This is a genomic window from Pseudoxanthomonas sp. PXM02, assembly GCF_014851805.1.
In the GTDB taxonomy this organism is placed as follows: domain Bacteria; phylum Pseudomonadota; class Gammaproteobacteria; order Xanthomonadales; family Xanthomonadaceae; genus Pseudoxanthomonas_A.
This window is the reverse complement of sequence record NZ_JACVAK010000005.1, coordinates 152,252-165,646: the sequence shown is the minus strand read 5'-3', so window position 1 is coordinate 165,646 and position 13,395 is coordinate 152,252. Positions and strand designations below refer to the sequence as shown.

The following is a 13,395-nucleotide window of genomic DNA, read 5'->3' as shown; positions in this document are numbered from 1 at the left end:
TGAGGGAACGCGGGCGACAGGACGTCAGCCCGGCACGGCCATCACGCGACGATCGGAGGACGCAGCAAGGATGCGGGACGCGCGGTCGGCAACGGGACAGCGTCGGCCGCCAGCGCCACGGATGGCAACAGCACGCCCTGCAGCAGCAAGGGCGCGGGGACGATGGCGGTCAGGTGGCCGCAGCAGTGGCTGGCATGCATCAGCGCATGCAGCAGGTCGCCCTCGCCTGCATCGCCATCGGCATGATCGTGACCGCTGCCGGTCGCTTCATGATCGCTGACAGCATGCAGGTGATCGCTCCCGCTCCCCAGCTCATGCAGATCGCCGAGCGAGGCGAACACGGGATTCACCAGCACCGCCAACAGCAGCACCGCCAGCGCCGGCAGGCGCAGCACGCGGGAAAAGCGCTGGAGAAGACGATGCCTCATCGGCGGCGATGCTAACCAAGCCCTCAGGTGTTAGGCAATCACGGCCGCGGCCGGCACGTGCACCACTTCGACCGTTACGTGCACCAGCTCTTCGTGTACCTGCAGGGCGTTGCGGAAGAACGCGGCATCGACCGGCGCCGTGGTCACCAGGCTCACCACGCAGGCGTAGTGGCCCCGCCCCACCCGCCATACGTGCAGGTCGGTGATGCGTGCGGGCACCGTGCCTTGTTCGATGACTTGGCGGACTTCGTCCACCACCGGCGCATCCATTTCCGCGTCCAGCAGCACGCGGCCGGAGTCGCGCAGCAGGCTCCAGGCCCACACGGTCACCAGCACGGCGCCGACGATGCCCATGGTCGGGTCCAGCCACGCGGCGCCCCATACCTTGCCGCCGGTCAACGCCACGATCGCCAGCACCGAGGTCGCCGCGTCGGCGAGAACGTGGAGGTAGGCTGAGCGCAGGTTGAGATCGTGATGGTGGGCATCGCCATGATCGTGGCCATGCCCATGGTGGTGATCGTGATGGCCACGCAGCAGCCACGCGCACACCAGGTTCACTGCCAGACCCACCGCGGCGATCGCGATGGCCTGGTCGTAATGGATCGGGCTGGGGTTGGCCAGGCGCTGGACCGACTGCACGGCCATCAGTGCGGCCACGGCCAGCAACAGCAGCGCGCTGGTGTAGCCGCCGAGGATCTCGATCTTCCACGTGCCGAAGGTGAAGCGCGCGTCCTGAGACCAGCGGCGCGCGCAGGCGTAGGCGAACACCGCCAGTCCCAGCGCGATGGCGTGCGAGCTCATGTGCCAGCCATCGGCCAGCACCGCCATCGAGTTGAACCACCAGCCGCCGACGATCTCGACCACCATCATCACCGCCGTCAGGTACAGCGCGCGGCGGGTGTTGCGCTCGGCAAGCGGGTTGCCGGTGTCGAACCGGTGCGGGTGGACGCGGGACCGGGCTTCGCCGGCGAGCAGATCGTGGTTCATGGCGGCATTCCTATATACCCCCCTAGGGTATATGATTCGATCCCATGGCGCACATCCATTCGAACCGGAACAAACTCCTCGCCCGCGTCCGCCGCATCGGTGGCCAGGTGTCCGCGCTGGAAAAGGCGCTCGAAGCCGACGCCGACTGCACCGCGGTGCTGACCCAGGTCGCCGCCGTGCGCGGCGCCGTCCACGGCCTGATGATGGAAGTGCTGAACGACCACCTGCAGGCGCACGTGGTCGAGGAAGCCGACGAACCCCGGCGTGCCGAAGAGGCCGCACTGGTCGCCGACCTGATGCGTCGCTACCTGAAGTAGCCCGCGCTTCCCGATGGCGGCGAGCCGTCGCCGCACTGGAACAGCTCTTGCACGACAGGCCTCCGACCCCGTCGGAAATGCGCCATGTCTGAGCAGGACGAAAGCGGCGAACGCACTGAATTACCCACCGAGAAACGACTTCGCGAAGCCCGGGAACAGGGCAACATCCCGCGTTCGCGCGAGCTGGCGACGGCGGCGGTGTTCGGTGCGGGCGTGCTGGCGATCATCGGCATGGGTCCGGGCTTGGCGCGCAACGCGCTGGGCTGGATGAAGATCGCGCTGACGCCCGACCCGCTGCTGATGCGCCAGCCGGACCAGTTGTTCGGCTATGTCGGCATCATGATGCTGAAGCTGCTGGTCGCGATCGCCCCGGTCGCGGCCATCTGCGTGCTGGCCGGCCTGGCGGCGCCGGCCCTGATGAGCGGTCTGCAGTTCTCACAGAAGTCGCTGATGCCCGATTTCAAGCGACTCAACCCCGCCTCCGGCCTCAAGCGCCTGTACGGCGCGGAGAGCATCGCCGAACTGCTGAAGTCCCTGCTGCGCGTGGCGCTGATCGGCGGCGCGGCCGCCATCTGCCTGAAGATGGGCCTGAACCCCCTGCGCGAGCTGCTGACCATGCCGCTCGAGCAGGCGGTGCGCAGCGGCCTGAAGTTCACCAGCACCCTGCTGCTGGCCACCACCGGTGGCCTGATCCTGCTGGCCGCGATCGACGCGCCGTACCAGAAGTGGAACTGGCTGCGGAAGCTGAAGATGACCCGCGAAGAGTTGCGCAAGGAGATGAAGGAAAGCGAGGGCAGCCCGGAAGTGAAGGGCCGCATCCGCCAGATGCAGCACCAGATGTCGCAGCGCCGGATGATGGAGGACGTGCCGAAGGCCGACGTGATCGTGGTCAACCCGACCCATTACGCCGTCGCGCTGAAGTACCAGGCCGGCCAGATGGGTGCCCCCACCGTGGTCGCCAAAGGCCTGGACGAAATGGCCCTGCGCATCCGCGAAATCGCCGACGCCCACCGCATCGCCATCGTCTCCGCCCCGCCTTTGGCACGCGCCTTGTATCGCGAAGGTCAGCTTGGCCGGGAGATACCCGTGAGACTGTACGCCGCCGTCGCCCAGATCCTGTCCTACGTGTACCAGCTGCGTGCCTGGCGCGTGGGCGAAGCCCCCCTACCCGACCTGCCGTCGCTCGACGTGGATGAACACGGGGGCAAGGCATGAGCGCCCAGCCTGCCGGCGGCATGCGCTGGATGGACATGCTGAAGAACGGCCTCGGCGCGCCGCTGGTCGTGCTGGCGCTGCTGGCCATGATCGTGGTGCCGCTGGCGCCGCCGGTGCTGGACGCCCTCTTCAGCTTCAACATCGCCATCTCGCTGGTGGTGCTGCTGGCGGTGATCTACGTGCGGCGTCCGCTGGACTTCACGATCTTCCCGATCATCCTGCTGATGACCACGATGCTGCGGCTGGCGCTGAACGTGGCGTCCACCCGCGTGATCCTGCTCAACGGCCAGAACGGCCACGACGCGGCCGGCAAGGTCATCGCGGCCTTCGGCGAGTTCGTCGTCGGCGGCAACTACGCGGTCGGCATCGTGGTGTTCGCCATCCTGACCATCATTAACTTCGTGGTGATCACCAAGGGTGCCGGACGCATCGCCGAAGTGTCGGCGCGCTTCATCCTGGACGCGATGCCCGGCAAGCAGATGGCCATCGACGCCGACCTCAACGCCGGCGTGCTGACCCGCGAGGAAGCCAAGGCCCGCCGCGAGGAAGTCCGCGCGGAAGCCGACTTCTACGGCTCGATGGACGGTGCCAACAAGTTCATCCGCGGCGACGCCATCGCCGGCATCCTGATCCTGTTCATCAACCTCATCGGCGGTTTCGCCGTGGGCATGCTCCAACACGGCATGCCGGCCGCCGAAGCGGCCTCCACCTACACCCTGCTGTCGATCGGCGACGGCCTGGTCGCCCAGCTGCCCGCGCTGCTGGTCTCGTCGGCCGTGGCCATGCTGGTCACGCGCGCCTCCCGCTCGGAAGACATGGGCAAGGCCGTCATGGGCCAGGCCTTCGGTCAGCACAAGGCGCTGGCGGTGGCTGCCGGCGTGCTGGGCCTGGTCGGGCTGGTGCCCGGCATGCCCAACGTCGCCTTTTTGACGCTGGCCGCCGGCATCGGCTACCTGGCCTGGAAGATGTGGAAGCGGACCCAGGAGGGCCCCGAGGCGGCGGCCGGCGACGTGCCTGCGCTGACCGGCCCGGGCGCGGCACCCGACCGCAATGCCGAACTGACCTGGGACGAACTGCGTCCGGTCGACCCGCTGGGCCTGGAAGTCGGTTACCGGCTGATCCCGCTGGTCGACAAGAACCAGGGCGGCGAGCTGATGTCGCGCATCAAGGCGGTGCGCCGCAAGCTGACCCAGGACCTCGGTTTCCTGGTGCCGCCGGTGCATATCCGCGACAACCTGGAACTGCCGTCCAACGGTTACCGCCTACTGGTGCACGGCGTGCCGGTGGCATCGGCGGAGATCCACCCCGACCGCGAACTCGCCCTCGATCCCGGTGGCGCCTTCGGCACCATCGATGGCATCCCCGGCAAGGATCCGGCGTTCGGACTGGACGCGGTGTGGATCCAGGCGCACCAGAAGGCCACCGCCGAATCACTGGGTTACACCGTGGTCGACCCGGCCACCGTGATGGCCACCCACCTCTCCCATCTGGTGCGCGAACACGCGCCGGAACTGCTCGGCCACGAGGAAGTCCAGCAACTGCTGGCGCAGCTGGGCCGCAGCGCGCCGAAGCTGGTCGAGGACCTCACGCCGAAGGCGCTGCCGCTGGCCACCGTGGTGCGTGTGCTGCAGAACCTGCTGATCGAGCGCGTGCCGATCCGCCAGCTGCGCCGCATCGCCGAGGCGCTGGTCGAGTTCGCCCCGCAGAACACCGATCCGGCCGCGCTTACCGCCGCCGTGCGCACGTCGCTGGGCCGTTTCATCGTGCAAGAGATCTCCGGCATGGCCCCGGAACTGCCCGTCTATACCTTGGCGCCGAATCTGGAACGCGTCTTGCAGGACAGTACCCAGGGAACCGGCGCGGCGCTGGAACCGGGACTGGCGGAACGCCTGCACCAGAGCCTCGCCGACGTGGTGACCAAGCAGGAAGCCCGCAGCGAGCCTGCGGTGGTGCTGGTACCGGGAACGGTCCGCGCCGCCCTCGCCCGCCTGGTCCGCCACAGCGTCCCCTCGCTGTCGGTGCTGGCCTACAGCGAGGTTCCCGAGGACAAGCGGTTGAAGCTGGTCGGCACGATCAGCTGAGGCCCGGAGCAGCAGAACCCGACGCGACATCGAACCGGATAGCACGCCATGAAAATCAAACGCTTCGTCGCCCCCGACATGCGCACCGCCTTCGCGATGGTCCGGCAGGAACACGGCCCGGATGCGGTGATCCTGTCCAACCGGGTCACCGAGGACGGTGTCGAGATCGTCGCCGCCAGCAATTACGACGAAGCCCTCGTGCAGCGCACGCTGGACGCCATGCGCCCCGCCGCGCCGAGCGCCCCGCTGCATCCGCTGCTCGATCCGGCGCCGCAGGCACCGACCGCCAGCGCGCCGGCCCTGTCGCCGGCCGAAGCCGCCGCCAGCTACTTCGCCCGCCGCCAGCCGGCAGCGCCGGCCGCGCCGCGTGCCGACGCCGTGAAGCCCGCTCCCGTCGCGCCGGCCCCGATCGCACCGCCTGCGCCGATCGCGCCGTCGCGTGCGCCGGTCGCCGCCACGCCCGCGCCGATCCATGACGAGATTCCGGCACCGGTCCTCCGTGACATCGCGCCGCAACTGATCGAACCCGAATCCTTCGCCGCCAAGCTGGCGGCCTGCCTGCCGCCCGCACCGGCCAACGAACCGGTCGCCAGGATCGAGCCGGCCGCGATCCCGCGCCGCCCGGCCTCGCACCGTGCCGAGATCGACGACACGCTCGACCTGGATGCGCTGCTGCCTTCGATTGCCCCGCCGCTGTCGCTGCCGGAACCCGAACCGGCCCCGGTCGTCGCCCTGCACGCCACCCGCGTGACCGCGGCCGCACCGGTCCCGGCGCCCGCCGCCGTCACCGTGCCGACGCTGACGGTCGTCACCGACAACGCCGCGGACGCGCGCGAGAGCGACGAACAGCTGGTGCAGATGCGCGGCGAACTGTCCGCCATGCGCGAGATGATCGAGCGCGAGATGCACCGCCTCACCGACGAACGCCTGCGCGGTTCGCCGGTGCGCATGCAGGCGATGGAGCTGATGGAAGACTACGGCTTCGATGCCGGCATCACCCGCGACATCGCCCTGCAGATTCCTGCCGATACCGAACTGCACCGCGGCCGCGGCCTGATGCTGGGCCTGCTGTCGAAGAAGCTGCCGGTGCTCGACACCGACCTGCTCGACACCGGCGGCGTCATCGCCCTGGTCGGTCCCACCGGCGCCGGCAAGACCACCACCATCGCCAAGCTGGCCGCCTGCTTCGCGCAGCGCCACAACGCCCGCGACGTGGCGCTGGTCACCACCGACACCGTGCGTGTCGGCGGCCGCGAGCAGCTGCACGGCTACGGCCGCCAGCTCGGCATCGCCGTACACGAAGCCGACAGCGTGCAGACCCTGGCGCTGGTGCTTGAGCGCCTCCGCGACTACAAACTGGTGCTGATCGACACCGCTGGCCTGGGCCAGCGCGACCGCAACCTGGTCGGCCAGCTCAACTGGCTGCGTGCGTCGGGCCAGGTGAAGACCCTGCTGTGCCTGCCGGCCAATTCGCACTTCTCCGACCTGGACGAAGTGGTCCGCCGCTTCAGCACCGTGCAGCCGCAAGGCGTGGTGCTGACCAAGCTGGACGAAACCGGACGCCTGGGCAGCGCGCTGAGCGTGGTCGTCGACCACCAGTTGCCGATGACCTGGGTGACCGACGGCCAGCGCGTCCCCGACGACCTCCACCGCGCCAACAGCGCCCACCTCGTGCTGCGGCTGGACCAGCTGCGCCGCGAAGCCGACGAACCCTGCTCGACCGAGGCCACCCATGTCGCCTGATCACCCGCTGCAGACCAACCCCCGCAGCAACCCGCCGTTGCCCGGCGCCTTCCATCCCGTGCGTGTCGTCGCCGTCACCGGCGGCAAGGGTGGCGTGGGCAAGACCAATGTGTCGGTCAACCTCGCCGTGTCGCTGGCCGAGATGGGCAAGCGCACGCTGCTGATGGACGCCGACCTGGGCCTGGCCAACGTGGACGTGCTGCTCGGCCTTTCGCCGAAGTTCACCCTGGCCGACCTGATCGCCGGCCGCTGCGGTCTGGAAGACGTTCTGCTTGAGGGCCCGGAAGGCGTCCTGGTGGTGCCGGCCTCGTCGGGTTTCCGCCACATGGCCGAACTGACCCCGGCCGAACACGTCGGCCTGGTCAACGTGTTCTCCGAACTGCAGCGCGCCCTCGACTTCATGGTGGTGGACACCGCCGCCGGCATCAGCGACAGCGTGCTGACCTTCTGCCAAGCCGCACAGGACACCGTGGTGGTGGTCTGCGACGAACCGGCTTCGATCACCGACGCCTACGCGCTGATCAAGGTGCTGGCGCGCGAGCGCGGCCTGGACCGCGTGCACGTCATCGCCAACATGGTCCGTGACCCCAACGAAGGCCGGAAGCTGTACGAAAAACTCGCCCGCGTCTGCGAACGCTTCCTCGGCGACGTCGCCCTGCACTACCTGGGTGCCGTGCCGCAGGACGACTGGCTGCGCCGCGCCGTGCAGCGCCAGCAACCCGTCGTGAAGGCCTACCCGGGCAGCCCGTCGGCACGCGCCATCGCCGAGATCGCACGCACCACCGCCCGCTGGCAGCCGCCGGTCGGCGCCCGCGGCAACGTGGAGTTCTTCGTCGAACGCTTGATCCAGCGCGGGGTGGCCGCATGAACACCGCCGCCGCCCAATACCGCGCCGTGCAGCGCACGACCGCCAACGACTTCGTCACCCAGCACGCGGACCTGGTCCGCCGCATCGCGCACCACCTGGCAGCGCGCCTGCCGGCCAGTGTCGAGATCGACGACCTGATCCAGGCCGGCATGATCGGCCTGCTGGAAGCCTCGCGCAGCTACGACGCCGAACAGGGCGCCTCGTTCGAGACGTATGCATCGATCCGCATCCGCGGCTCGATGATCGACGAGATCCGCCGCGGCGACTGGGTGCCGCGGTCGGTGCACCGCCGTGCGCGCCAGGCCGCCGCCACCGTGCGCGAGATCGAACAGCGCACCGGCCGCGCCGCCATCGCCACCGAAGTGGCGAGCGCGATGGACATGCCGCTGCCCGAGTACCTGCGCCTGATGGAAGACGCCGCGCGTGGCCAGGTGCTGAGCCTGGAATCGCATATCGACGACCACGGCGAGCCGAACACCTCGCGCACCGGCGGCCCGTCGCCGCAGCAGAACCTGGAACGCAGCGAGTTCCGCCAGCAGCTGGTCAAGGCCATCGGCCACCTGCCCGAACGCGAGCAGCTGGTGCTGTCGATGTACTACGAGCAGGAGCTCAACCTGAAGGAGATCGGCGCGGTGCTCGGCGTCAGCGAGTCGCGCGTCTGCCAGATCCACGGCCAGGCGATGGTGCGCCTGCGCGGTCGCCTGCAGGTGTTCGAGAAGGCCGACGCCGGCCTGGAAGACGAAGACTGAAGAAACCCCGCGGCCTGCCGATAAAGCCCCGGTAGGCCGCCACGTGCAGCCCCTGCCTTGCCGTTGCCCCTCGCCGGGGGCGCTTTACCGGAGTTCGATGTGACCGCCAACAAGAACATGCGCATCCTGATCGTGGACGACTTCTCCACCATGCGCCGCATCATCAAGAACCTGCTCAACGACCTGGGCTACACCAACACCGCCGAGGCCGACGATGGCAACACCGCGCTGACGGCGCTGGCCCAGGGCAGTTTCGACTTCGTGGTCACCGACTGGAACATGCCCGGCATGACCGGCATCGAGCTGCTGAAGGCCATCCGTGCTGACGATCGCTTCAAGACGCTGCCGGTGCTGATGGTCACCGCCGAAGCCAAGCGCGAGCAGATCATCGAAGCGGCGCAGAACGGCGTGAATGGCTACATCATCAAGCCGTTCACCGCACAGACACTGGAAGAGAAGCTCGGCAAGATCTTCGAACGTCTGGGAGCGGCCGCCTGATGAACGCCGTCGCCGACGCCACCGGTGCCCGCGCGGCGCTGGTGGAGAAACTGCAACACGCGCTCGACGCCCTGGAACAGGGCGACGAAGCCGGCTGGCGCCGCGAACTGGATGCGATCGCCGCCTGGCGCACGCAGCCGATGATGCAGGGCCTCGGCCGCCTGGCCCGAGAGCTGGCGCAGACGCTGGGCGAACTGCCGCCGACCGACGCCGGTGAACTCGACGATGCCTGCGCGCGCCTGGACCACGTGGTCGAGATGACCGAACAGGCCAGCCACAAGACGCTGGACCTGGCCGAGCAATGCCGCGGCTACGCCACGCAGCTGAAAGCCACGCCGCTGTCGGCCGACCAGGCCGCGCTGGTGGACAGCATCGGCAAGGGCCTGTCGGAGATGGCGCTGGCGCAGAGCTACCAGGACCTCACCGGACAGATCATCCGCCGCGTGGCCGGCATCGTCCGCCGCGTGCACGAGGGTTTTGGTGCGCTCGGCCTGCCGCCGCCGGAAAAAAACCGCGACAAGCCTTCAGAACTCGCCGGTCCGGCCGTTGCTGGTCTTGACCGCAACGCGTTCTCGCAGGGTGACGCCGACGACCTGCTGTCCGGCCTGGGCCTGTAGCCCGGGGGATGGGCGATGCGGAACAGGAGACTGTCCATGCCCGCCGCATCCGCCCGCCGCTCCCGTCATCCCGTCGTCCTGCTGTTCGTCGGCCTGCTGCTGGTCTGCGATGTGGTGATCGGACGCTTCCTGCGTCGCCGCCACGCCCACGCCCTGCACCTGCCTGACCCTTCCCGCTGATCGCCCGTACCGGTACCCGCCCCGCCCATGTCCGCCGTCACGCCTGAAATCGCCGCCGACTTCCTGATCGAAGCGCAGGAGATCCTCGACCGGCTCGGCGAACAGCTGGTCACGCTGGAACACGACCCGTCCGACAGCGAACAGCTCAACGCGGTGTTCCGCGGCTTCCATACGCTCAAGGGCGGTGCCGGCTTCCTCGGCATCCAGCCCATGGTCAACCTGTGCCACGCGGCCGAAGAAACGCTCGGGCTGGTGCGCGCAGGACAGGCCACGCTCGAATCTCAGCACTTCGACGCCGCCCAGCAGTCGCTGGACTGGCTGCAGCAGATGCTGGACGCCATCGGCGCCAGTGAAGAACCGCCGCATGCTCCGCAGTCACTGATCGACCAGTTCGACGTGCACGGCGGTGCGCCCGCGCCCGCGCCCACGCAGAAAGCGGCCGCGGTCGCGGTACCCGTGACGGCGGCGGCCGGTGGCGACCTGATCAGCGACGACGAATTCGAAGCCCTGCTCGACAACCTGCATGGCGGCGCTGCACCGACCAGCGTGGCGCCCCCCGCACCGGCGCCGGCCGCTCCGGCGTCCGCGCCTGCGAAACCGGCTGCGCCCAAACCCGCTGCCAAGGCCGGCGGTGACGTCGAACAGACCATCCGCGTGGACACCAAGCGGCTGGACGCCATCGTCAACCTGGTCGGCGAGCTGGTGCTGTCGCGCAACCGGTTGAAGACACTGCGCGCACGCATCCGCGACGAAGAACTCGACCGCGCCGTCAGCAGCCTGGACATCGCCACCGCGCGCCTGCAGACCGCCGTCATGCGCACGCGCATGCAGCCGGTCGGCAAGGTGTTCTCGCGCTTCCCCAAGGTGGCGCGCGACGTCGCCCGCCAGTTGCAGAAGGAAGTCGACCTGGAACTGGTCGGCGCCGACACCGAGCTGGACCGCAACCTGGTCGAAGCCCTGGCCGATCCGCTGGTGCACCTGGTGCGCAACGCGATCGACCATGGCGTCGAAGTGCCGTCGCTGCGCGAAGCCTGCAACAAGCCGCGCGCCGGCCACGTGCGCCTGTCGGCGCAGCAGGAAGGCGACTTCGTCACCATCGAGATCCGCGACGACGGTGCCGGCATCGATCCCGAGCGCCTGCGCGCCAAGGCGCTGGAAAAAGGCCTGATCGATCCCGAGTCCGCCGCACGCCTCAGCCACGACGAGTGCCTGCAGCTGATCTTCCTGCCGGGCTTCTCCACCAAGGCCGAGGTCACCGACATTTCCGGCCGTGGCGTCGGCATGGACGTGGTGCAGTCGCGCATCCGCGAACTCAGCGGCCAGATCACCATCCATTCCGACGTGGGCCGCGGCAGCCGCTTCGTCATCCGTGTACCGCTGACGCTGGCGATCCTGCCCACGCTGCTGGTGCAGGCCGGCGATCCCGTCTACGCATTGCCGCTGGCGCGCGTGATGGAAGTGCTGCACGCCCCCTCCGAAAGCCTGCGCTGGTTCGATGGCCAGGCCGTGCTGGACCGCCAGACCCATACCCTGCCGCTGGTCGACCTGCGCCAATGGCTGCGCGTGGATCCGGTGATGGCGCCCCTGCTCACCATCGTGGTGCTGCAGATGGGCGAACAGCGCTTCGGCCTGATCGTCGACCAGGTGCGCGGCCGCGAGGAAGTCGTCATCAAGCCGCTACCGCGCGCGGTACGCGGCCTGCCCGGCTACGCCGGTGCCACCCTGATCGGCGACGGCCGCATGGCGCTGATCCTCGATGTCGATGGACTGCGCGCGACGGCGTGACCCACTGAGCGGTTGTGGGAGCACGGCTGTTGTGGGAGCGACGTAAGTCGCGATGGCCGCGAGACGGGACCGGGCCGGATCCCGGCGTCTGAAGGAAAGAGCTCGCGACTTACGTCGCTCCCACACCTGACATACGGATGTGATCAAGGTCGCGACTTGCGTCGCTCCCACACCCGCGTCACCTCAAGTCCACCTGAACGGGGCCGATAGATCACACCATGGACATCTTCAGCCTCATCGGACTCCTGCTGGCACTGGTCGCCCTGGTGGGTGGCAGCATCCTCAAGGGTGCCGGCCTGTCGTCGCTGTGGTCGTCGGCGGCGTTCGTCATCGTCATCCTCGGCACGATCGCCGCGATCCTGGTACATACGCCGCCGCCGGTGTTCAAGCGCGCCCTCGGCATCATGCGCTGGATCATCCGGCCGCCGGGCAACGACGGCGATGCGCTGGTCGCGCAGATCGTCGAGTGGAGCAACATCGCGCGCAAGCAGGGCCTGCTCGGGCTTGAGCCGGTGGTCAACCAGCAGGACGACCCCTTCCTGAAGAAGGGCCTGCAGATGCTGGTCGACGGCGTGGAGCCGGAGGCGATCCGCCACATGATGGAAATCGACCTCAACGGCCAGGAACACCAGGACCTCGCCGCCGCCAAGGTGTTCGAGGCGATGGGCATCTATGCACCCACGCTGGGCATCATCGGTGCCGTGTTCGGCCTGATCGCGGTGATGAAGAACCTCGCCGATCCCAGCAAGCTGGGCCATGGCATCGCCGCGGCGTTCACCGCGACCATCTACGGCATCGCCTCAGCCAACCTGTTCTTCCTGCCCGTCGCCAGCAAGCTCAAGAGCGTGATCGGTGGTCGCAGCCGCGAACAGGAGATGATCATCGAAGGCCTGATCGCCATCGCGCAGGGCGAGAACCCGCGCAACATCGAGGCCAAGCTGGCCGGCTTCCTGCACTGAGCGCGCGGGACGACGGCGATGGCACGCAGGAAGAAGCACGAAGAGCACGCCAACCACGAGGCCTGGGCGATCCCCTACGCCGACCTGATGACGCTGCTGCTCGCCTTCTTCGTGGTGATGTACGCCATCTCCACCGTCAACGAGGGCAAGTACCGCGTCGTGGCGGATGCGCTCACCGCCGCCTTCGGCGGCGCGCCGCGCACGATCAATCCGGTGCAGGTCGGCAACCACCAGTTGCAGGGCGCGGACTTCGACCGGCCCTCGCCGATCAAGTCCGGCGCCAAGGAAGGACCGTCCGCACCCTCGCCGTCGCCCAACGTCACCCTGCTGGCGGCGATGGCCTCGCAGATGAACATGTCGCTGGACGCCAACGGCCTGCAGGCCGCGCAGGGCGAACTCAAGCGCATCGCCGACGACCTGGAGCGCGCGCTGGCGCCGCTGATCGACGAGAAGCTGGTGACCATCAAGCGCTCCACGCTGTGGCTGGAAGTGCAGATCAACAGCGACATCCTGTTCGCCACCGGTTCGGCCGCGCTCGATCCGCAGGCGCAGGAAACGGTCGGCAAGCTGGGCGCAGTGCTCGCCGGCGTGCCGAACTCGGTCCGCGTCGAGGGCTATACCGACGACCGCCCGATCCGCACGGCCCAGTTCCCGTCCAACTGGGAACTGTCGTCGGCCCGTGCCGCCAGCGTGGTGCACCTGTTCGTCCGCGACGGGATTCCGCCGGAGCGGCTGGCGATGATCGGTTACGGCGAGTTCCGCCCGGTCGCCGACAACACGACCCAGGAAGGCCGCAACGCCAACCGCCGCGTCCTGCTGATCATCCTGGCCAGCCCCACCGGTCCGGCACCGAACTTGCAGGCACAGGAACAGGCCGTCGCACCGCCGTCAGTGATCTCGCTGCCGCCGCTGCCGACCCACGCCGCGTCGCCCATGCCCGGAGCGCCGCCGGCGCCCCAGGTCCATGA

General features: G+C 68.7%; 12 protein-coding genes and 2 pseudogenes. 12 read left to right on the top strand and 2 right to left on the bottom strand.

What is annotated here, in order from left to right; genetic code table 11:
• Positions 1 to 41 precede the first annotated feature (41 nt).
• Positions 42 to 428, bottom strand: coding sequence for a hypothetical protein (locus IB225_RS19045; protein WP_192314142.1), 387 nt, complete (start codon positions 426 to 428; stop codon positions 42 to 44).
• A 30-nt stretch (positions 429 to 458) separates the two neighbouring features.
• The gene (gene dmeF, locus IB225_RS19040) at positions 459 to 1,415 is read right to left on the bottom strand and encodes a CDF family Co(II)/Ni(II) efflux transporter DmeF (RefSeq protein WP_192314139.1); all 957 of its coding nucleotides are present in this window, start codon (positions 1,413 to 1,415) and stop codon (positions 459 to 461) included.
• A 44-nt stretch (positions 1,416 to 1,459) separates the two neighbouring features.
• On the opposite strand from dmeF, the gene IB225_RS19035 reads away from it, so the two are divergent.
• The 12 genes and pseudogenes from IB225_RS19035 to motD form a co-directional block, all read left to right on the top strand.
• On the top strand, positions 1,460 to 1,732 hold the full coding sequence (locus IB225_RS19035) for a metal/formaldehyde-sensitive transcriptional repressor (protein WP_192314122.1): 273 nt from the start codon (positions 1,460 to 1,462) through the stop codon (positions 1,730 to 1,732).
• 84 nt (positions 1,733 to 1,816) lie between these two features.
• Positions 1,817 to 2,947: a flagellar biosynthesis protein FlhB gene (flhB, locus tag IB225_RS19030; protein ID WP_192314119.1), complete on the top strand. Its 1,131-nt coding sequence runs from the start codon at positions 1,817 to 1,819 to the stop codon at positions 2,945 to 2,947.
• Positions 2,944 to 5,028 carry a flagellar biosynthesis protein FlhA gene (gene flhA, locus IB225_RS19025; protein WP_192314116.1) on the top strand — a complete coding sequence of 695 codons (2,085 nt, stop codon included), beginning with the start codon at positions 2,944 to 2,946 and terminating at the stop codon, positions 5,026 to 5,028. Before flhB ends, flhA begins: the two co-directional genes overlap by 4 nt.
• 48 nt (positions 5,029 to 5,076) lie before the next feature.
• Entirely contained in the window at positions 5,077 to 6,771 is a 1,695-nt protein-coding gene (gene flhF, locus IB225_RS19020) for a flagellar biosynthesis protein FlhF (RefSeq protein ID WP_192314113.1), read from the top strand.
• A 55-nt stretch (positions 6,772 to 6,826) separates the two neighbouring features.
• Positions 6,827 to 7,639, top strand: a pseudogene (locus IB225_RS19015) (MinD/ParA family protein); the annotation flags it as partial.
• Positions 7,636 to 8,388, top strand: coding sequence for an RNA polymerase sigma factor FliA (locus IB225_RS19010; protein ID WP_192314107.1), 753 nt, complete (start codon positions 7,636 to 7,638; stop codon positions 8,386 to 8,388). The pseudogene IB225_RS19015 and the gene IB225_RS19010, both read left to right, overlap by 4 nt.
• Positions 8,389 to 8,505: 117 nt before the next feature.
• Positions 8,506 to 8,886 (top strand): chemotaxis response regulator CheY, encoded by a 381-nt coding sequence (locus IB225_RS19005; protein ID WP_192314420.1) that lies wholly within the window; start codon positions 8,506 to 8,508, stop codon positions 8,884 to 8,886.
• Complete coding sequence (locus IB225_RS19000; RefSeq protein ID WP_192314104.1) at positions 8,886 to 9,503, top strand: protein phosphatase CheZ; 618 nt, start codon at positions 8,886 to 8,888, stop codon at positions 9,501 to 9,503. The genes IB225_RS19005 and IB225_RS19000 overlap by 1 nt, the downstream gene beginning before the upstream one ends.
• Positions 9,504 to 9,539: 36 nt before the next feature.
• Positions 9,540 to 9,683: a hypothetical protein gene (locus tag IB225_RS18995; RefSeq protein WP_192314101.1), complete on the top strand. Its 144-nt coding sequence runs from the start codon at positions 9,540 to 9,542 to the stop codon at positions 9,681 to 9,683.
• A gap of 27 nt (positions 9,684 to 9,710) precedes the next feature.
• Entirely contained in the window at positions 9,711 to 11,468 is a 1,758-nt protein-coding gene (locus tag IB225_RS18990; protein WP_192314098.1) for a chemotaxis protein CheA, read from the top strand.
• A 218-nt stretch (positions 11,469 to 11,686) separates the two neighbouring features.
• Complete coding sequence (locus IB225_RS18985) at positions 11,687 to 12,427, top strand: flagellar motor protein (RefSeq protein ID WP_192314095.1); 741 nt, start codon at positions 11,687 to 11,689, stop codon at positions 12,425 to 12,427.
• A gap of 18 nt (positions 12,428 to 12,445) precedes the next feature.
• A pseudogene (gene motD / locus IB225_RS18980) lies at positions 12,446 to 13,258 on the top strand (flagellar motor protein MotD); the annotation flags it as partial.
• Positions 13,259 to 13,395: the final 137 nt, after the last annotated feature.